Raw genomic sequence first — 17,412 nt, 5'->3', positions numbered from 1 at the left:
ATGCAACATAACAATAGAGTTATTGCGACCAGCGCTGTTGGAATCATTACCGAGGCCCTGCGACAGATCGTTCCTGATGTTGGTCTGCGTGTGCGTAGGACGTTTGCTTATGACGAGCACACGATGACGCCGACCGAATTTGTGCGTTCTCTGATGACCTTTTCCACTGGCGGTTTCAATGCCTACACAACCCGTGGTGTCGGCTATCTTCTTGTTCCCATGGTTACGGTCTTTGCTCCCATGACACCTGGTGAGGCGAGCGGGGTGAATGTTCTAGTTCGCCGCCTTGCGTTCATGGAAACATGCGTGAAATACACTCATCAGTTCTACCGGGAGACGATCGCCCGAGAGATGGAGACCGCTCCGTTGCGCGATGTGGATGATGGTGCTCCTGCACTGGTAAAACGAATCAGCGAGCTTTGCTTGCAGCTCCTCGATGAGGAAGTGATGGTCGAGGCGTTGTCATTGTTCTGGCTTGAGAGTCAACACCAGTCCACAGGGTCGGTGCGGACTGTTCACGAGCTGTCGAGTGAGCGGCTGATCTGGTCGGTTGGATCTGATCGGTTTAGTTTGACTGAGCGCGGATTGGCCTGGGCCAAGAACGGCCAATACTGGTTCAGCTCAACTTGCATCGATGGTACAGAACATACGCTACGTTACTTACCGCAGACGCTACTGGGCGCACAGCTCGCAGACGCGGCACGTGAGGTGAAACCGGCGCTGTCGGTGGTGACCTAAATGCTGCGCTATTTGCCCTTACTGGCGTACCCGCTACTCCCCGCATTAGTCGGCGCACTCTTTGCTAAGTCGCCTCTGTGGTTGTGCGGAGTGCTGGGGGTGCTTTTATTGGTGCTGCACTACACCTTGGGCAAGAAGCAACTTGTCAAATCCCTTGTGCTGCCAGGACTTCCTCGTGGCTTCCCTGGAGCGATTGCGGCATTGTGCGTCACTTGTCTATTGACGCAAGCAATAGCCGCTTTCCTGCTGGGCGTTGGCCTGGTTGCCGGCTGGCGCGTCGGCTGGCTGCTTCCATACGCCCTGATCCCATCAATGCTGCTTTCGATCGGATTAGAGATGCGAAGGAATCTGCACCGGTAGCTCGGCAATATCGTAAGGCATGGCCGACAGTAGTCCGGCGATTACACGGGGATTTTCCGAGAGCGAATGGACGGGATGGAAGATTTCCTGCTGTGCACAGGCTTGCATATAGTGCGACGTGGCCGAAACCACCTTCTCGAGCCACCAGGCTGGCACCTAATGCCTCGCATGTGCGCCGGCTTCCTGGTCCGCGGCGCGGATGACAACCTCATCGTGCGACTGGCAAAAATGCGTGTTGACATGACCTCCTGGTCGTCCTGCGGTGGGCACACCCTGCACCATTCCTAATGCTGTGATCGCGATCGCCAGTGGCGTAGCCCCTGAACACGATGCTCTAGTCCCGGCGAGTTGAAATCATGGATGATGAAGATGAGCTGCGCACCACCTCCGCTAGACAATGGACCTGAGAGATGAACCCTAGCCCGATCCTCCAGCACATCCTGGCCAAGTCCCGGGCCGCCGCCGCCGGTGAGCTTGGTGTGTTGTCCACTGGTGAGCAGATCGCCGCCGCACTTGCGCTGAATCGGCCGGATTGGCTTGTAGCTATGGGATACACCCTCGCCGAGGCGGTCGACCGCCTCGGCGCCGACTGGCTGGCGCAGGTCCCCGAAGCGGCGCGTCAGCTCGCTGACGAAGCTGCCAAAGCCGCGGACGCGCACGCGCTGGAAGCGCAGCAGCTGCAACTCGACGCACTGCTCGAGGCCCCAGGCGACGAGCCGGTGCGTCTGCTTGCCGAGTTTGTTACCTATGGCAACTCGCCAGGCTATCGCGACGTAGACGTGCATCTGCGCGTTACTCCGCTGTACCTCGACATTCAGGCGGAACCTCGCTTGCTCGCGCTTCGGATCCGGCCAGATGATGCACCGCTCATCGTCGATTGCATCAGCAGCGTGCACGCCTTCGCATGGCACAATGAACGTGGGCCGATCGATCGACGTGTAGGTGAGGTGCGCCCTCGCTGGGTCCCTCAGTACGAGTGAGCAGCTTTTACGACTACTTGGACACCGCATCCATCGCCTCGATGCCGGCGCCGCCTGGCCCGCACGTAGTAGTACCTCTGCCGCAAGAGTGCTGCGCCTTGGCCAATGTGCTTACCCAGTTGCTGCGGCGGGTGGTCGACGAGTCGCATACCAGCCGCTCGGCGCCGCCGGCAGACGCGACGGATGTCTCCCTGGCATAATTCTAGCGCCGGCACCCGTGCCTCCTGCAGCTGCATGATCGTTGAGCTGTCAAGCGTAGCCGGCATTGAGGGGGGGCGATGCCTCTGCAGGTCTGCACTGTAGAGCGCGGTTGCGCGGGGAAGCCTTTCGTCAATGTCAGCCGCATATTTCATGATCTAGTCGCATCAATCGTGACCCGTGACACTAGCGCCGGGTGAACTGGGGCCACGCCGTTGGCGATCGCCATGGCCGCATAGGAGGCATGCAGCGGGTGGCCGCCCGACGTGGGAAACAGGGTGGGCTCGTTGCGAATCTTGGCCAGGCGCACCGTGAGGTTATGCTCGGCGCCACGCAGCAGGAAGCGGGCGCACATGCGGGGCGGCTGGCACCGGCCTAATGGCAGGCGAAGGTTGACGGAGCCAGGTCGTACGCGGTGCCCGCCGAGTGCACGAACGCCTCAGGCGGGAACTCGCCGACCGCATCGAGTCGCCACGGGCAATCGCTGCAGGGGCGGGTGCAGTGCGGGGCGCGATCGCTGTGATCGCTAGTAACGGTGACGACCTTGTGGTGGTCGCCTGCAGGGCGGACCTGCAGGGTTCGTGTAGTCGCCGCAGACAAGGTCCTGCTCACGGCCCCGTTCCTGGCACTGGCGGCGTCGGCGTCGCGGTGGTTGCCAGAGGCGCGGCCCACGTAAACCCGGAGCTCGCCAACGCAGCGGCCACCAGAGGATAGCCTGTGGCGGGATCATCCAGCGAGATGGCGGACCCGACCACCTGCCACCAGCTGCTATCCATCGGCTTTTCGTAGGCCAGATAAGCCGTGCTGGGGTGGTGCATCCGTGAGGGCCAGCTCAGCACCGGCATATCGGAGATGCCCACGGCCTGCAGTTCGGCGTGGAGCTGCGCTGCCTCGGGGTGAGTCACTGAATGGTCGGGCTGGTGGAGCAGGGTGGCCACGGCTTGAGCGGCTGCACTGTCGGGTTTGGGGTACAGGGCCCGGAGTCCGGGCTGGCCCAGAGCGAGCAACGGCAGATCCGACCGCTTCGCTTGAATCTGCACGATGTCGTAGCCTTGCAGATGCATCGGCAACACGTGAGCCTGCAGATTCGTGCCTACCGCCACGCTGCGAAGGACCGTTTCCCACAGCGCCCCCGCCGCCGAGTCGGCGGCATAGAACATCTTGTGCGTTCCTACTAGGGCCATGCGGGCCTCTGACTTCGCATTGGGCGCAAGGGCACCAAAGCGACGCTTAAACACGTGCCACAACGGGATCCGTGGAACCACCTGCAGCGCCGGGGTCACATCACACCACTTACTACCACCGGGCATCGTCGGCCCCTTCGTCGAAATCGGCGTGTGCGACCTTCAAAATGGCCCATGGATCGGTGGCCAGAAGTTCGGCCGGGGTGCGGCCATCGGCCAGCGCATGCGGTGCTAGAAACCACTCCAGCTCTTCCCAACCAGAGGTGCGCTCGCCGGCGGCCACGCCGGAGCGGCTGCGCACGAGCGTGAGGATCTCGGGCAGAACTGGGCTGGGTTGGCCAGATTGCAGGAACTGCCAGGGCGCGAAGCGATAGGCACGCCTTTCGGGGACCCACACGCCAAACAGTGCTCCCCTACGCCTCAACCTGCTTGCGCGCTGGGCGGGTGAACCAGAACGACCAGGTAGCTGCACTCCGGCCTCTTGGGAGGTGAGCCAATCGGCGATGGCTTCAGAGCGAGCAGCAGCGCTGGCTGCAGTTTCGGCAGGGACGTGTCGTGTTGAAAAAACAGAGGACACGTCATGGCTATTGCCAACCAGCCGCTGCAGCGCGTGCTCTAGGTCGCGTTCTGCTTGCACTTCTTGTCTCACTGTTTCCGGAGGAAACAGCGTCACCAGCACGTCGTCGTCGTGGGACGTGCGCAGCCATTCGGCCATGCTCTCGTGCAGGCTTGAGTGAATGACAAACCGATACGGCCGACGTCGCGCCGCATCGAGCCGAAACACCAGCGGCTCGCGGCGAGGTCCAGCCAGCACGTGCTGGCGCAAGTGGCCGTGGATCAGGATTTCGCGCGAGAAACTTCGCACCGCGTCGGTCAGTCGTTGCAGCTCGGTCCACGTTGGATCGGAAGGAGCCGTGCCGCGAATCCAAGCGTGCAGGCCCTGGCGCAGCGCCGGCAGCACCAGCTCATAGACCCCCAGCGAATCGGCGTCGAGGTGTCCCAGACGCGGCGTTAGGCTGTCGGGCGCGTGTCCGGTCAGATCCGGAAGCCCTAAGTACTTCAGCGTTGTCATGGCGATCAATCCAGTAGGTGGGCGCAGCCGCACCCATGCAGATCGACCCTACGAAAGCGACGACGGTTCGTCAAATCCTCGAAATCCTGCCTATCAATACAATACCTGTCGGTTCTCTAGTGTCGAGTACGGAACGCCCCAATCACGCGCTGTCGTGTGGTGTGCGGCCGTGGCCATCGCGCAGGATCAAGGCGGCCTGGATGCGAGCAAGTGCAGTGAAAGGTGACATCACGTTTGAATTCAAGGATTTGCCAAAGGCATGGCTTGTGTCGGAACGATTTCCTGCCGGCCCTCCTTCTTTACCTCTGCAATCGCGCGGATTGCCGGTGCTGCCCTAGTGCTGCAGCTGCTAGGCGCGGCAGGCCTGCCTAATCGGTCTGCGAAGCATGGGCAAGCCTCGCAAGTGATTGAGCGCAGGCCACCACGTCGTAAAGTTCTGCCTCGGTGGACACAGAAGAATTTCTTCTATTTATTTGATGTGCAAAGAAGCAAGGTCCGTCGTTTTGTTTGATAACCAGTCGCTAACTTTGAGGGCTTGACGCGAATTTGCCGTCCCTTCTATACCATCCAAAAGACTTATTAAGAAGTTTCGAATATTATTCTCAAAGTGACGCTCGTCGGTGAATAGAGAGGTCACGTAAGCATCCCCTTCATACGACCTTGTGATTACGCCACTATGGGCGACACAGACTGTGTTTGCCATGCCCTGCAGATCTGAAATATTCTCCCAATCCGTTTTGAAATGAGAAATACGAGTTGCATAAGCGAAAAGAGCTGGGAATGCGTAATACGATCTGCCATTCTCTAGATTACCGTACCCCTTCATCTTGAGTCCTTCCGGATTGGTCGGATGTATCGACCTAGCGAGTTTTGCGAACTGCTCCAGACCCTGTTTATCTAGTAAACTTTTTACTTCGATGACCCTTAGTACGGAGTCAAACGGATAGATGCCATGGCCACCAGATTCATAAAATGGTGGAAAATTCCGACGGTCATAGATCAGCAGATCTACTTGTGGACTTTGCTTTCCGAATCCGTCAACAATAACGCCGCTTCCAATTCCGTATTGCAAAGGGAGCACCGATTCTAGCAGCTGTCTCAAAAACGCTTCGCGGAATGCTCCTTTTTCACCTGGATGATTGAGTGGGCCCGTAGCGCCATAGAGGTGCCAAAGTTCTCGCACTCTCGCATTGAAGATTTCCTCAAACACGGCTTTCTCCGCATTAAAGCTATTGAAGGGCAATCGAGATATAAGCGCAGTGACTGTGGAAAGCGTCTCGGCGTAGCTTACAGCTTGCTTAAGGCTGAGGTCCTTTGTAACTGAAGCGGCGCAAGCGCAGGTACCGAGCTTCCGAGACAGTGTGAATATCTCACAACTTTTGGGGCAGGTCTGTCAGGGAAAGCCTTACCAGCACATCAGAAATGGCCATGAACGTCTGCTTCAGGATTGAGCACTGCGTCCCACACTACGAGACTAGCATTCGTTGCGCTCGTGTGACTATCTCAACACGGACAATTCCTGTGCTCACTAAGGTATGCTCTGACGTCATCAGAACTTCGGGTAACCCATGGAAGGGATGAGGTACGCAACGCGAGGCCTTTTGACGGCCACTGCTTACTGTCTAGCGTTTCAGCTAACTTGGCACTGTTCTCTCGACCAATGGTATTTGCCAGCTGGACTGCGGATTGCGTCTCTTCTTTTTGTTCCGTATCGCTTGGTCCCGTGGGTGTTGCTTGGCGACGTTTGTGCACTGCTTATGCTTAGGGTTCCAGCAATTGCCGGGATGGGTGTCAATCCTGCATGGGCATATGGCAGTTCGTGCATCCTGGGCCCGGCCATTTCGCTGGTGCCCATCGCAATTCGCCACAAGTTACGTGAAGTACACAGCAATGAGGCTTTACTTATCCCGCTACTCTTAGTAGCGGCACTATGGGGGGCGCTATGCACGCAGTCCGTCAATATACTGCTCGATGGTCCTTCAACGGCAATAGGAGGGATTAAACTTGTCCGTTTCGTCGTAGGCGACTACCTGGGCATGCTGATGATTGTCCTCCCAGTACTGCTTTGGTTACGAAGGGAAGATGCGGAGACACCTGGCCGCCTTACTACACACAGCGCTTTGGCTCTTTTCGCGACGGCCTTTCTATTCGCGCTAGCGACGTTGCCTGAGAGTCAGCTAGTTAGATTTGGGATGATGTCTCTTTTGATCGTACCTGCCATTCTTCTGACTTGGCTGCATGGCTGGAGGGGAGCATCAATCGGATTGGTCATTTCCAATGCTGCTTTGGGATTTTCGTTGAGGAACACCGGTGTTTTCGGAGCATATGACGCAACTGGATTTGTTGTTCAGACAATGCTCGCAACAATCGCCACAGGCATATTTCTACTTGGCACCCGCATTTCTAGTGTCTTGACAGAGACACGAATCCGTTTGAGGGGTGAACAACAGGCTCAACAGAATGCAAGATTGAGTTACATGTGGGCAGAAAAGGAGTTGCGTGAGCACGTGATTGGGTTTGTGGATGTCCAAGTCCATGTGAACATGTTGCGCCGGGACATAGAATCGCACCTAAAGTCACGCGGCCAGAATGAAGCCGCTATGCGCATGATTCGAACTGGCTCAATTCAATCAAGAATGCTTCACGAGTACATCAACTCATTGTATCCTTTGGAAATTGAGACACACGGTCTCTATCATGTTTTCTGTTCTGCAAGCTTCGCACGTGTGAGTCACACCGAGGTAAGTAGCTCCATGCTCCGTGGCGACCCCAGGGTGCTTTCAGTTGGGCTCCAGCTCGCTGTCTATAGATGCACACTGGCAGCTGTCAGCTCGCTACTGCATGGTGGGCGATTTATTATCAAAGCACGTGTTGGCAAGACGCGTGGCATTCAAGGCGTAGCTGTAGTAGTAGTTGTTGAACATGCTCAGTGCACTCCAGTTGACCGAGTGACTTACGAGAATGCGTCCGTTCTGTCCAGACGAATCAAGACGTATGGTGGTGCTTTAAAACACCACCATACGAAGATCAGCTTCTATTTAACCGAACCTCTAGGCTCTAAATTACTATTTCGGTACGACGACCCAGTTGTTATCGGGCAATAGAAAAACCGTCATTCTTTCCCCCTGGTATACGATAAGACCTGTAGGCATGGTGCCCGGTGCTAATATTTTGGTGCGGTCAGCATCCACCCCAATCGGCATCACCCAAACAACGCTATCGATCCAACCGATTGCGGTTCGTACGATTCCTGTCGGGCCGTTGACTTGCAAGTAGCGGATTCCATCACGCTCGAAGGCATATACCTTCACGCTGCCCACTGCTGAAAGATCGGCAGCCGCGGGACGGCTTGTTCCAAGCCCAGTTGCTGCTGTGTTGGGACTGTGACCGACATCTGGGCAGCATGCTGACGTGTTCTGCATAAGAGTCAGTGCGATGATACTGATAACAACTTTCGCTGCAGGTTTGAAGTAACGCATTTCTCTAACCCTTCCCCTCGTATGAGGGCGCTCGCCTGCGGTTCAGGCAGCTGCGACGGTACGCGATCTTGAGCACCACTCCGCGAAAATTTGTTTTTCGTTGGACGAAGTCGTTATGAGACATGTATCACATGTGGCCGGCGCAAGCTGCTTCTATTACATACAGCCGACTTGAGACCACACAGGAACTAGAATTAATCGTTTGTATCCGTTGCACTCCTCCGATATCCCCTGGGAGGTTCTGCCCAGGGTGCCTGGGCGTCGAAATCTTGCTTCGACCCTTCTTCAAGACCTGTTCTCTGTGGACCCTTGACGCCCCTGCTGTCGGAGGTCTAATCTGCGTGGAGAACGCGCTTGCGCATCTCCGCTGTGGCCGGTGCCACCTCAACGCTACATACTTTAAAACTACTTTTCATCCCATCGGGCGAACTCGACTTCGCCTGTTGGGGCGCAGTTGGTTTGCTCACTCTGCTTGGAGCTAACCAAATGTTTACCGTTAATTTCTCTCGTATCGATGCAGGTTTCGATGCCGTCATTGCTGGCATTCATAAGCATGCTTACGATTGCAAAGCCGAGTTACTTGGTCCGCTTGATGAAGACGCTTGGTTTCAAATTTGCCAGCAGGAATGGAACATTGCTCACCGAGGCTGCGGACTATCTTGGTCTTATCTTGTAAAACTATTCAGTTCCGCTATTGACCGTCGTGTTTCAATGTTGCCTGAGCATCAACGTTTACGTGCCATTGCGATTGCTGCTGATAAGGGATACGAAACACTTGAAGTGCGCAACGAAGATGATGCTATTAATCTCGCAAACCGCTGCTGTATCCACGGCATTACGCTTGATTGTTGCCCTTTCGGATGTGGCACTTTATAGTGCTTTTTGATCGAAGTGACGGGTCGCGCTTTTAAGCCACAATACTTGCGCGATCTTCAGGTCTTGGCTAGCGTTTTAAGCCAAGCCTGTCCATAAGGCGGCTATGAAGGCCGTGCAGAAGAATGCAATGCTTGTTATTTTTGCCAGACGGCCGCGTTATGCGGCCGTCTGTGTTTCTGCGATCGAATTTCCGGGGTGGGGTGCTATTTAGCAATCGTTGACTCATCTACTGCGTTTTTGGCGCTCGTTATGAGATCTGCAGCCACCTCTCTTATATATGCATGCAGCGGCGCCAGCTTGTGATCTTCCAGCTGATCAAGCCAAGTAACAAATGCAGCACGGCCACCCGGATACGCGTCATGAACCTCACGCATGAGATGCCCGAGCTCACGGCCTTCGAGGCCTGTGAGCTCCGACACAATCCGGCTATTGAACAGCTGCTTGCGGCGGCGTGCTCCAGCAAGTGCTTCCTGGGATTGCGAAAGTGCCTCCGCGAAAGCAGGAAATTGTTTCAGTGCTCGCTGTAAGTGGTGTGCGCGCTGGAGGTCTGCTGATGCTCCTGCGGCTACACCAGCCGTCTGCAGCCATTCAAGAAATAGGCGATAGTTCTGCAGCTTCTGGTCACGAACGCGGTCGCGGTGCCCACGTGACTCCAGTGGATAGGCGGCCGGATTGAAGTGGGTAGAGCTGGCAGCGAAGGCAAATACCTCTTCCAGGGTGTGGAAGCCTTGATCGAAGCGGCCATAGTCATAGCCGAGAAACGCGAAAGCTGCTGGCATCTCGTTTGTGATTGTAAGATCGTCCACCAGGTAGTCGCCGTCCAGGACCTTGTAGCGCAGCCCGTTTTGGCCATACGTGAATCCCATTCTTTGAGCCGTACGGCCCATTAGATTGCCCAGATCGTTGAACGCAAAGTAGTCGCGGGCGGTGTCGTATTCGCTGGCGGGCACACAGACTAGATCGACCTGGAACGCGGCTACATCGAAGCTGATGACATTTCCGTTGCTCACCACCTCGTGTGGGTTGAATAAGTAACTCATCAGCGCTGGAACGTCTGCCGGCAGCGTGCTGCGATCGGCTATCACACACATATCACCGAAATCGGCCTTGGTGCCAAAGTTGCGCACGAGCTCAACGCGGAGGCCGCTTTCGCTTTGCAGCGTGTCCATGACCTGCGCGGCCAGCTGAAGGTAGCTCGCGGCCGGTAATAGGTGAGTTGCCACCGCCTTCAATGCATTTCCGCCCATCCGCATGTTCCTTTTTCGCGTGGCGCCGATGAGTCCCCGTGTGCTCAAAACTGGGAACTGAAAGGAAGTGCCAGGTGCAACGTTGCTTGGGTGTGGCTGATTTCTTGCTCAGAGTCGTCGTCCTCGTCCTCGTCCGCATCCGTCAATTGCCAGCTGGCAACAAGGACGGTCGATCTCGAGATCCCTTTCGCAAATGTCCGACGGAGTGCTATGCCGCTCAGATATCGAAGCGCGGCCAAGGTCTCATCTACCATGGGCTCGGGAACCTGTATCAGGCACTGTGCAGGTACGTTCCAGGTCACTCGCAACGTTGTAGTCGTGAGGTCGTAGCTCGCAAGGACCGGGAGTCCATTGTGCTCAAGCCGGGTGAGCGTGTTGAGCGCGGTACGGGCGTCGAAGAGCCCCGACTTCTCGGCTAGCTGATGTGTGCCTTCGTTGGTCAGCATCTTTGCTCCTTAAAATGTGTTGCAGCGATGTGCATATCTTGACAGCCGCACGTGCAGGATGTGGTGGTCAGCTGCTCCGTAGCTTTGCCAGTGCCTTCTGCCGGTTTTTACCGGCCCGTGTAGCCAGCTCGTTCTCTGCATAGCGAGCAGGCATCGTTGGCGTCTTCCACCGACCAGCCTGCATGATGGCTGCTAGGTCCATACCGGCGCGCGTCATGTCCTGCGCAGCGCCGACGCGCGCAGAATGAGCAGATAACTGTTCACCGGTAGCTCGCTTGATGATTCGATCAGCTTCACGCACACATAAATGCGTATCCCAGCGCAACCGCTTGGCGTCTGCAGCCGGAGCCGGCTCGAAAAGCCTATGTCGAGGTAGCCGATGAAAGATGTAGGGGTTGTTTAAGTACTCACGACGCGCAGCTGGCCAGAGATATTTCTCAGCGATCAAACGTTGCGTTTGCCACGTGAGCAATAGTTGGGCCGAACGCGGCGTTAGGTAAAGCGTGACGCCGGCGCCTTGCTGGTCCGTTTTTGAACGTAAGATGGTGCATGTCGCTCCGCCCTCCACGTCAGCGCCGAAGTGAACATCGCTCCACCGCAACCGCACCATCTCTGAGGCGCGTCCTAGTAGATCGTAGGACACCGCCACATAGACCATGTCGCGAAGCTCGAGCAGCCCGGCAAGTCCTGACGCACTGTTCGGAGCTTCGACGACATCGTCGACGGTCTCAATATTCAGAGCCGGTGCCTGGTGCTTCCGCGCAGTGAGCTGCTCGCGGCATTGTTGTCGCCAATACCACCGGAATTGAAGTGTATCGGTCGCGCAGGTGCAGCTCCACAAGCGACTGGCAAGCTTGAGGGTGAAGAGCAAATGCTCCAGCGTTGAGCGCTTGTAGCCTGCTGCAATCAGACTGTTCAAAAACTCAATGAGGTCATCGAGTTGAACTGGCATGCACACGCGATCACGTTCAGCACAGAAGGCGATCCAGTGCCGCCAATCGGTGCGGATAGACTTGCGGCTGTTGTCCGCGTACGGCTGGATTTCGTGTGTGAACAGGTCTCGAAAGATGGCCTGAGCCTGCGCGAGCTGCTTGATGGTGAGCTCGAACCGAACGCCGGGAACCTGTACAGGCAGGTCGACAAGCTCCAGCTTTCCATGGTGCGGCGCCGGCAATGCTTCGAGGGCCGTCTGGACAGCTGGTGCAACTGGGACCCCTTCACCTGGCGTCATGAAGGGGGACTTTGCATATGTGCGCTTACGCCGCCCCTCAACTGCTGCTGCTGGTCGCCCTGATGTGTCTTGCTTAGAAGTCATAAGTTAGTTCGGCACGGTGCGTACCCGCGTGCACACTCTCCGCCCAGGTGATTGCAAGTTCGCAACTCGATCTTCCGCTTCCACCGGCGGAGAGGAGGCAGTCCATGCCGTAGGGATCCACTCCCCAGATCACTTCCTCCGCAGGGTCTGGATGCAGGGATGCCTGGCCAATGCTCACCGGTTGGCCAGCGGCCAATGCCTGTAGCGCGTCGTCGCGCTTTTCCTCAGGAACGGGGTAGGGTATGCGAAGCATTTATTTTCCATCCTCGGCTGGCGCGCCTGGGGAGGATACTTTCACTGGCGCCGATGGCGTCGCACGGGTTGGAGCAGATGCCGCCATTGTGTCTCGGATCTGTTCCAGCACTCGGAGCTGCGCTTCACTCTTGCGCTGCGCTGCCTGGCTGGCCTGCAGGAGGGCTGGGGTGACGGCATCCTTTTCAGGCCACCTGCGCTGAATCAAAAAAAGAGCGATACCGCTGAAGGCGACGGTTGCTACCCAGAGCAGCAGTTTGCCAGCAATCACCTGTATCTGACGTGGTCGTACGACGCCGCCGATCGTGCGCTGCTTTGTCAGGTGTAGCCACCAGTACCGGCACCTCTGCAGCATGGTCGGAGAGCCATCTAAGCTGGTCACAGCCATGTAGGCAGCAAGGGTTTTCAGGTGGCTACGGAGCAGTCGATCGTTGAGAAGATTGGAAGGATCGTTAACGACCTTGAGCACCACCATAGAAACCGTTTTTGGCTCTCGCTCCGATGAGGCAGGGTAGAGGAGACACATGACATGGCCATCGTCGCCACGTTGATACAATAGTGATGCGCCCTGCTCAGTGAATACACGCAGGCTCTTTGACATTTCGCCATAGACCAACTGAGGCTCACCATACGCAGTGAGATAGGGGCGGCTGCCGAATTGGACTTTAACAACACTATCATCCCAGCCAGCTGTCTTCCCGCCTTCGAGCACGTAGAATCCATAGGAGAGGAAGTACGCTATTTCTTCGTTCTCGGAGGCAAGCGTGTGGAGTCGCGCTGCGGCATGATCGCGGAACTTGTCGAAGTCGAGATAACGCTTGATGCGTCGGTCGATAGCCTTTTGGAAGCGGGTTAGGGCGCGTTCGGTGAGCTTTCCGAGCACCGGTTGGTTCACAGGAAAATCAGAGCCCTCAGGAGCAGTGGTCATTATTCACCCGAATCAACTTGCTGTGCCTCGAAGTAGCTTTCGCGGCATGCCTGTAGTGCTGGATCATTGCTTGGTACCCCATTGGCGACGGCCATGGCGACGTAGGATGCGTGAAGGATCTGCCCGCCGTCTTCGACATCGCGGCCCACACGACCGTGCATTCGCTCAAGGCGGACGCTCAAATTATGGTCTGCGCCTCGCAGAAGGAACCCTGCGCATAGCCGCGGGTTGGTGGCGCCGGTAGAGTGGCACGCGAACGTGTGCGTGGCCATGTCATACGCCGTCTCAGCAGATGCACGAAATGCTTCTGCTGGCCACTTGCCCACCGCGTCGACGCGCCACGGGCAATCAGGGCATGGGCGCTTGCAGTAGCGTGCACTGGCCTGTTTTGGGCTTTGGACCGTTACCACCTGATGCTCGCTGCCGGCCCGGCGTACGCGTTGGATCCTGCTGGAGGGGACGGTCATAGCGGCGCGATCAGCTTGCTCATGGGTGGATCACCAGGAATGGCTCGACGGTGAAATTCTCCGCTTCCAGCCCCTTCGCCAGAGCAGCCTCGCGGGCGTAGGCGGCGGTAGAAGCGCACAGGTCGTAGCGATAGGCCGCACCCCCAACCTTCACGATGTAGCCATTCGGCGCGCGGATCGCGGCCGCTAGCCGCTCTAGATCTTCCGCATCGCCATCCCGCTGAACGCCTGTGCGGTCACGCAGCTTCTGCGCGCTCGCTAGCAAGGTCTTGGTCCAGTATGAGGGTTCTTGTTGTTGAGGGATGGTTGGTATTTGGTCGGGCTGCGTGGACAGGTGTGTGTAACCGGCAGCCTGATCGGTCAGTGCTTTACGGGCGATATCTTCCCAATGCACCCAGGTTTCTTGCGTGCCATCGTGACCGAAGTGCGGCCCTTGCGTAGCAATCAACTCCAATGCAGCGCGGAGTCTGCGGATGGTCGTGATCGTAGACGCATCGCTTCCATCCGATGCCACACCTGCTTGCCGCAGTGCGCTGAAGGCGGCGCGGATGATCACCTCGCAGTCGGCATGTGCTTCTTGTTGAGCTCTGGCACTCAGTAGGTTCCACTCTACTGCGCCGCCGGCGGATGCGATCGCAGCAGCCTGAATTACCTGGGGCGGGATGCTCACCAGCTGCGGTGATGTCTCTGGCGCCGTAATGGCCTCATTATGGGTCATCGCGTCGTGCTCCCGGTCGTTCCGCCGTGTTTGGTGATGAGGCTTAGGATTTTGTTGCGCGCATAGTATGACCACCCTGCGATCACCGCCTTGTCCGTGAAGTCCCAGGTGATCTTCATCCGGCGCAAGTCTTCGCACAGAGCGAGGACTTGATCGAGCGATGCGAAGCCGCTGCCGATCCGGTAACCGGTGGCTATATGCGACAAACAGTAGCTCTGCCCATCAGCGCCACGATGGATGCCAAAAGGCGTGCTCACCACTGCTTCTACAAGCCTGTAGACGAGCCCGGTGTCGATGTAGATGGCCGTTACCGGTTTGAGCGGTGGGGTGATGGAATTCGGACTGCTTTCGGTGGCTCTCGCTCGTTGAGGGTGCTCGGTGCCCCTTTCAAGACCGGCTGTAGGCATTTGTGTAGTTCTCGCAAAGTAGATTGGTACCTGGACAGAGGTCACTTCGGTTAGCTGCCGAGCGTGACCTTGAAATTCGTGCGGCCTTGACCGAATTGCGTGAGCAATTCTTGTAGTGCCTGCACGTCATCGTTGCTGACCTGGACGCTGACGAATTGCGTGGTTTGGGCTTTCTTCCATCGGTTGAAGTGCGACGTCGCCGAACAGCCAGCGCGGTCGTTCTCATCAGCAAAGACCACGCCTCCATTGATGACGATCTTGTCGGCATCCTTAACCTCATCAAGGGCGATGTCATCCACGACGACGCCGTTGATCAACATCTCGTACTCCTCCCACCAGGCGCTACCCCACTCGGATGACTGCCAGGCCTTGTACTCTGCGCCGCTCATTTTCACTGCATTGCTCCGTCGTCTTGATACTTGCCTGGAGTTTGTCAACCCATGCTCCGGCGCGTTGAGCCACACGGTCTATCGTAGCGGTGGCCATCCACCATCGTCGCGGGCGCACGCAACCTGCGCGTGCCGCGCGATTGGCGCACAGATGTTGCTAGGGTAGCCAGCGCTTGACGCGGACGTGGGAGATCTCGGTGATTGCGGTGCCCTGGGAAGTGATGTGCTTTTTGATCTTGAAGCCGGCATCAAAGCGGCGCTCGCGATTGGCGCGGCTCACGAGCTCCGCCGGCGCGGCAGCGGTCCGCCAGGTGAAGCAGTTGCCCTCGTCGTCAATTAGACTCAGGCGTTCCTGCGGCCCGTAGTGTGTGTCGAACGTCTCGACCTGGTAGACGCGCAAGGGACGCTCCAACTTGTCGCCCTCGGCGGCCACGTGGGCCGAGCGGGCGGCCCGCAGCAGCTGCTGCGCAGCGCTCTGGTGCCGCTGGTAGGTCGGCACGGCCGCGGCGGCGATCGCCAGGTGCCGTGCGTCCACCTTGATGGTGTCGCTGGCCAGCACCGCTTTGACGTTGGCTTCAAAGTCGTCCTTAGGCTCGCGGCCGGCAAACCAGGCGACCATCGCGGCAGCTTCGGCCCGCAGGCGTTCCCGCGCGGCGGCAAAGGCGCGGCCAGCGGCCGGATTGCGTCGATGCGCTTCCGAGAGCTCGGTCGCTTGCAGGTAGGTGGCGTCAATGCGTAGTTCCCGTGCTTTGCCAACGGGGATGAAGCTGCTGGACTCGCACAGGAACAAGACGCGCGCCAGATAGTCCAAGGTGGCGACCGCCCCGGCCACCCCCGCGGCGGCCTGGTCGCCCAGCGCATCGGCGTAGCGCTCGAAGTCGGCCAGCTTGGCCAGGAAGAGCGCCCGGGCCGGATCGATCCCAGTGAAGTCCTGCAGGCATGTGCTGCCCACTTGCTGATAGGTGCCGGTGCTGCTGTTGCGGAGCAGGTAGATCTGCTTGCGTGCCCGGGCCGTGTGGCAATGCTCACAGTGCATGGGGTGGTCACGCCGGCGTGCCGCCTCGGCGCGATCGGCCGCCCCATCCGTCACCGCGAACACCAGCGCGCCGGCCGCAGGCGTGGCATCGAGCTGGGCGACAACGTGCCAGTCTCCCAGCTTGACCAGTGGGAAGCGCAGGAGCAGGCTGTGCATGTCGATCAGGCCCACGGCGTCGGCCGGCAGCGGCGCGCTGGTGGTCCACGGGACCAGCGTCACTTCTTCGCCTGCGGCGCGCACTTGGCGCTGCTGCAGATAGGGCGTGACGTGCGCCAGTTCGACCGTGAGGGCATCGAGCCCGAACTTGGCCGCTTTCGTATTGAGTGCTTCAAGGCGCTTGGTGAATTCAGGCATCTTGGCGGCGGGCACCAGCACCGTCGCCTGCCGCAACGGCGGCGGTTGTGTCTTCTCGATCGCGGCGTTCGTGCCCATCGACTTGCTCCTAGCGCGGCGACCCGCGGACTGCGGGCCCAGCATACCGACCTTCTAAATCACCGACGCACAGCCACAGCCGGGCGATGCGTCATGCTCGCATACCTGAATGGCGTCCGACAAGTGTAATTGTACGACATTGCTCATTTTATGATGTGATACGTAATACGATGTGTAATCTCATTGCACAAGGGCCGAAAAAGCCCGTAGAATGGACCCACCGCCAGATACAGCGCAGGAGATCGACGATGCCGAAGTACAACGACGGAAGTGCCCTCGCAGTGCTGTTCCGCTTGCCCCAGGCGGACGACGGCCTTTATGTGGTGGCCACCACGGACGACAACGATCAGGACCTGTGTCAGGTGTTTGTGGCTCAGAAAGTGCCGAGGCGGACCGGGCATGGTCCTGCGCGGTACGAGCAGCGCCCGATGACCCAGCGGGTCCGCGATCGACTGCTCGCCGGCGGGTTCGCTGACGAGCAGCTGCTCCCATGACCGCCGTCGTCGCGTACTGGGTGGCCATTGCCCGGGAGCACCACCGCTGGGCCGCCGATACCCGGGCCCAGCTGCAGGACTGCCGGCGTCACGGGCTGGCGGATCGACGCAAGCAATTGCGCAAGGAACTGCAGCGCCAGCGCGATCGCCGCGCACTGGCGATGGTGAAAGCGCGTCTTACGCGGGATGAAGTCGCCCGCGTCGATGCCCTGCGACTGGCCGAGCTCGCGCGCCTGCCCGCCGGCCTCGTGCCCGGGCTGACGATCGGCGGGCGCCCGGTGCTGGCCACCAGCAGCGAGACACCGCCGTGAGCGCGCCCATGACCCTGCACGCAAGCCGCCGCATCGAGCGCATGAGCATGACCAGCGTGTCCCCATTCGACGTTAAGGTCATA

22 protein-coding genes are annotated in these 17,412 nt (G+C 58.3%); 8 read left to right on the top strand and 14 right to left on the bottom strand.

The genetic code is table 11. The annotated features are described in order from the left end of the window. From EO174_RS11385 to EO174_RS23215, 3 genes are all read left to right on the top strand, one after another. Complete coding sequence (locus tag EO174_RS11385) at positions 1-738, top strand: hypothetical protein (protein WP_005990030.1); 738 nt, start codon at positions 1-3, stop codon at positions 736-738. Further along, positions 739-1,098 (top strand): hypothetical protein, encoded by a 360-nt coding sequence (locus EO174_RS11380; RefSeq protein WP_005990029.1) that lies wholly within the window; start codon positions 739-741, stop codon positions 1,096-1,098. Positions 1,099-1,508: 410 nt separating this feature from the next. Beyond that, positions 1,509-2,078 carry a hypothetical protein gene (locus EO174_RS23215; protein ID WP_074053042.1) on the top strand — a complete coding sequence of 190 codons (570 nt, stop codon included), beginning with the start codon at positions 1,509-1,511 and terminating at the stop codon, positions 2,076-2,078. 349 nt (positions 2,079-2,427) lie between these two features. Here the strand turns inward: EO174_RS23215 and EO174_RS23355 are convergent, their stop codons facing one another. The 3 genes from EO174_RS23355 to EO174_RS11360 form a co-directional block, all read right to left on the bottom strand. Then, positions 2,428-2,631, bottom strand: coding sequence for a DUF6283 family protein (locus tag EO174_RS23355; protein ID WP_005995778.1), 204 nt, complete (start codon positions 2,629-2,631; stop codon positions 2,428-2,430). Between the two features lie 253 nt (positions 2,632-2,884). After that, positions 2,885-3,586 carry an RES domain-containing protein gene (locus EO174_RS11365; protein WP_005995776.1) on the bottom strand — a complete coding sequence of 234 codons (702 nt, stop codon included), beginning with the start codon at positions 3,584-3,586 and terminating at the stop codon, positions 2,885-2,887. Beyond that, positions 3,573-4,532: a hypothetical protein gene (locus EO174_RS11360; RefSeq protein ID WP_005995774.1), complete on the bottom strand. Its 960-nt coding sequence runs from the start codon at positions 4,530-4,532 to the stop codon at positions 3,573-3,575. The genes EO174_RS11365 and EO174_RS11360 overlap by 14 nt, the downstream gene beginning before the upstream one ends. Before the next feature lie 35 nt (positions 4,533-4,567). Between EO174_RS11360 and EO174_RS22930 the strand changes: the two genes are divergently transcribed. Continuing rightward, positions 4,568-4,870, top strand: coding sequence for a hypothetical protein (locus EO174_RS22930; RefSeq protein ID WP_126949253.1), 303 nt, complete (start codon positions 4,568-4,570; stop codon positions 4,868-4,870). Positions 4,871-5,001: 131 nt separating this feature from the next. On the opposite strand, the gene EO174_RS11355 is transcribed toward EO174_RS22930, so the two are convergent. Further along, positions 5,002-5,742, bottom strand: coding sequence for a DUF6602 domain-containing protein (locus EO174_RS11355; protein ID WP_126941430.1), 741 nt, complete (start codon positions 5,740-5,742; stop codon positions 5,002-5,004). Positions 5,743-6,100: 358 nt separating this feature from the next. Here EO174_RS11355 and EO174_RS11350 point away from each other — a divergent pair, with 358 nt between their 5' ends. Continuing rightward, the gene (locus tag EO174_RS11350; RefSeq protein ID WP_005995770.1) at positions 6,101-7,636 is read left to right on the top strand and encodes an MASE1 domain-containing protein; all 1,536 of its coding nucleotides are present in this window, start codon (positions 6,101-6,103) and stop codon (positions 7,634-7,636) included. Here the strand turns inward: EO174_RS11350 and EO174_RS11345 are convergent. Beyond that, positions 7,598-8,011 carry a hypothetical protein gene (locus EO174_RS11345; protein WP_074053041.1) on the bottom strand — a complete coding sequence of 138 codons (414 nt, stop codon included), beginning with the start codon at positions 8,009-8,011 and terminating at the stop codon, positions 7,598-7,600. The two genes, EO174_RS11350 and EO174_RS11345, sit on opposite strands and share 39 nt — an antisense overlap. A gap of 354 nt (positions 8,012-8,365) precedes the next feature. On the opposite strand from EO174_RS11345, the gene EO174_RS23205 reads away from it, so the two are divergent. Next, on the top strand, positions 8,366-8,887 hold the full coding sequence (locus EO174_RS23205; protein ID WP_228998201.1) for a hypothetical protein: 522 nt from the start codon (positions 8,366-8,368) through the stop codon (positions 8,885-8,887). A 203-nt stretch (positions 8,888-9,090) separates the two neighbouring features. On the opposite strand, the gene EO174_RS11335 is transcribed toward EO174_RS23205, so the two are convergent. The 9 genes from EO174_RS11335 to EO174_RS11295 form a co-directional block, all read right to left on the bottom strand. Next, positions 9,091-10,134 (bottom strand): hypothetical protein, encoded by a 1,044-nt coding sequence (locus EO174_RS11335; RefSeq protein WP_126936941.1) that lies wholly within the window; start codon positions 10,132-10,134, stop codon positions 9,091-9,093. Positions 10,135-10,178: 44 nt separating this feature from the next. Further along, positions 10,179-10,580, bottom strand: a complete 402-nt coding sequence (locus tag EO174_RS11330; protein WP_005995764.1) for a hypothetical protein — start codon at positions 10,578-10,580, stop codon at positions 10,179-10,181. Positions 10,581-10,647: 67 nt separating this feature from the next. After that, a complete protein-coding gene (locus EO174_RS11325; RefSeq protein ID WP_005995762.1) occupies positions 10,648-11,811 on the bottom strand; it encodes a tyrosine-type recombinase/integrase in 1,164 nt (387 codons plus the stop codon). A 337-nt stretch (positions 11,812-12,148) separates the two neighbouring features. Further along, positions 12,149-13,075 carry a hypothetical protein gene (locus tag EO174_RS11320; RefSeq protein WP_005995758.1) on the bottom strand — a complete coding sequence of 309 codons (927 nt, stop codon included), beginning with the start codon at positions 13,073-13,075 and terminating at the stop codon, positions 12,149-12,151. Continuing rightward, positions 13,075-13,542 (bottom strand): DUF6283 family protein, encoded by a 468-nt coding sequence (locus EO174_RS23200; protein ID WP_039423716.1) that lies wholly within the window; start codon positions 13,540-13,542, stop codon positions 13,075-13,077. Before EO174_RS23200 ends, EO174_RS11320 begins: the two co-directional genes overlap by 1 nt. 19 nt (positions 13,543-13,561) lie before the next feature. Beyond that, positions 13,562-14,260: a hypothetical protein gene (locus EO174_RS11310; protein WP_005995755.1), complete on the bottom strand. Its 699-nt coding sequence runs from the start codon at positions 14,258-14,260 to the stop codon at positions 13,562-13,564. Continuing rightward, on the bottom strand, positions 14,257-14,667 hold the full coding sequence (locus EO174_RS11305; protein ID WP_005995753.1) for a hypothetical protein: 411 nt from the start codon (positions 14,665-14,667) through the stop codon (positions 14,257-14,259). Before EO174_RS11305 ends, EO174_RS11310 begins: the two co-directional genes overlap by 4 nt. A 50-nt stretch (positions 14,668-14,717) precedes the next feature. Then, positions 14,718-14,987: a hypothetical protein gene (locus EO174_RS11300; protein ID WP_039423730.1), complete on the bottom strand. Its 270-nt coding sequence runs from the start codon at positions 14,985-14,987 to the stop codon at positions 14,718-14,720. A gap of 226 nt (positions 14,988-15,213) precedes the next feature. Then, positions 15,214-16,524 (bottom strand): hypothetical protein, encoded by a 1,311-nt coding sequence (locus EO174_RS11295; RefSeq protein WP_039423719.1) that lies wholly within the window; start codon positions 16,522-16,524, stop codon positions 15,214-15,216. Between the two features lie 248 nt (positions 16,525-16,772). Here EO174_RS11295 and EO174_RS11290 point away from each other — a divergent pair, with 248 nt between their 5' ends. Together EO174_RS11290 and EO174_RS11285 are read left to right on the top strand one after the other, a co-directional pair. Continuing rightward, positions 16,773-17,018, top strand: coding sequence for a hypothetical protein (locus tag EO174_RS11290; protein WP_039423721.1), 246 nt, complete (start codon positions 16,773-16,775; stop codon positions 17,016-17,018). Continuing rightward, positions 17,015-17,329, top strand: a complete 315-nt coding sequence (locus EO174_RS11285; protein ID WP_039423723.1) for a hypothetical protein — start codon at positions 17,015-17,017, stop codon at positions 17,327-17,329. The genes EO174_RS11290 and EO174_RS11285 overlap by 4 nt, the downstream gene beginning before the upstream one ends. Positions 17,330-17,412 lie beyond the last annotated feature (83 nt).

The organism is Xanthomonas sp. BRIP62418 (assembly GCF_003993495.1).
Classification (GTDB): Bacteria; Pseudomonadota; Gammaproteobacteria; order Xanthomonadales; family Xanthomonadaceae; genus Xanthomonas; species Xanthomonas euroxanthea.
The sequence above is the reverse complement of the archived record's forward strand: the minus strand, read 5'-3'. Positions and strand labels throughout refer to the sequence as shown.